Source organism: Protofrankia sp. CiP1_Cm_nod2, from assembly GCF_920664355.1.
GTDB lineage: Bacteria > Actinomycetota > Actinomycetes > Frankiales > Frankiaceae > Protofrankia.
The window spans coordinates 6,788-8,367 of sequence record NZ_CAKKTL010000200.1 but is presented as its reverse complement, the minus strand read 5'-3'; the positions used below and the strand labels follow the sequence as shown (position 1 = coordinate 8,367).

The 1,580-nt window shown below is 76.8% G+C and carries 1 protein-coding gene; it reads left to right on the top strand.

What is annotated here, in order from left to right:
- Positions 1 to 108: 108 nt before the first annotated feature.
- Positions 109 to 1,580, top strand: a 1,472-nt coding sequence (locus NBW84_RS24515) for a glycosyltransferase 87 family protein (RefSeq protein ID WP_445548766.1), incomplete at its 3' end; no start/stop codon positions are given.

Below are 1,580 nucleotides of genomic sequence, written 5' to 3'. Positions count from 1 at the left end.
AGGCCGGCCGCGGGAACCGCCCGGACCGGCGTGGCCCGGACCGGAACAGCCCCGGGCCAGCCGGGCAGGCGGAACCCGGCACCCCGGCGGCGGATACCGTCATGGAACGTGCGGACGGCTGACATCGGTGCCGCCGGGCCGGCGCCACAGCGGCCCGGCCGCCGCCTGTCCGTGCCCCGACGGCTCCCACCACCCGGGTATCCCGGCCGGCCCGTGCCGCCGGCGCGCCTGTCCCGGTGGGCGCGCCTGTCCCGGTGGGCGGGCCAGGCCCGGCGGCGGACACGGCCATGGTTCAGGCCCTGGCCGGCCCGCCGGATCTGGGTCTTCTGGCTGGTCTCCCGGGTGGTCCTGATCGTCCTCGCTGTCGCGGGCAGGACGCTCGGCGCGCAGCACGGGGTGCTCGGCGACGTCCGGCTCTACGGCCACTGGGGCTACGGCCTGGTGCACGGCGCGGGGCTGCCCGTTGACGACGACCGCTGGCAGTACCCGCCGGCCGCGGCGATCGCGCTCGCCGTCCCGTCCGTGCTGGAGGCGGCCGCCAGGCTGCCCTATGAGGTCGGTTTCTTCCTAATGATCATTATGGTGGACGCGGCGGTCACCGGCATGCTGGCCCGGCGCTCGGCGTCCGCGGCCCGCTTCTGGCTGCTGGGGATCTGCGCGCTCGGACCGGTCGCGCTGGCCCGTTTCGACCTGTTACCGGCCGCCCTGGTGGTGGCCGCGCTGGTCGGTGTCGCCGACCGGCGGTGGGGACTGGTGGGCGTCGCGGTCGGCCTCGGCGTCCTGGTCAAGGTGTGGCCGGCGCTGCTCCTGCCCGTGCTCGGCGGCGTGGTGGCAGCGCATGGCCCGGCAGCGGGGGCGGGCCCGGCCCGCTCGCGGATCCAGGCGCGCCAGGCGCCGGGTGCGGGGGAGCCGCCCCCGCTGCCGGCCCTGGCCCCGGGCTCCGACGCGTGTCCGGGCCCTCTGGTGGCGGGTGCCAGCGGCGGCGCGGCGTCGTGGCCGGCCCTGGCCAGGCTGGCTGGCGGGCTGGTGGCGGCGGTGGCGCTGGTGGCCGCGGTGCTGTTCGCGACGGGCTGGTGGCGGGAGTCATTCGCTTTCCTCGGCGCGCAGGAAGCTCGCGGCCTGCAGACCGAGGCCGTCCCCGCGACCCCGTTCGTCCTGGCGCACATGGTCGGCCTGGGCCCGGGCCCGGTCTACGACTGGGGATCGTTCCAGTTCGGCTCCCCGGCGGCACGCACCGTGGCGACGGCCTGTTCGGTGGTGGAGATCGTGGCCATGCTCGCCGCCACCGCGTGGTGGTGGACGCCCCGGCGGTCACGCGCGGCCACGAATCCGGCCACGAATCCGGCGGGGAATCCGGCGGACCGGATGCTGGCGCTGCTCCTGGTCGTCCTGGTGACGAGCCGGGTGCTCAGCCCCCAGTACCTGGTGTGGCTGCTGGCGGTCGCCGCCTGCCGTCCCCTGTGGCCGAACCCGGCGGCCGGTGGCCCGGCCAGCACGCCGAGCCCGGCCGTCGGTACCAGCTCTGCCGTCGGCGCCGGCCCTGCCAGTCTTGCTGCTGATGATCTTACCGTTGGCGCCGG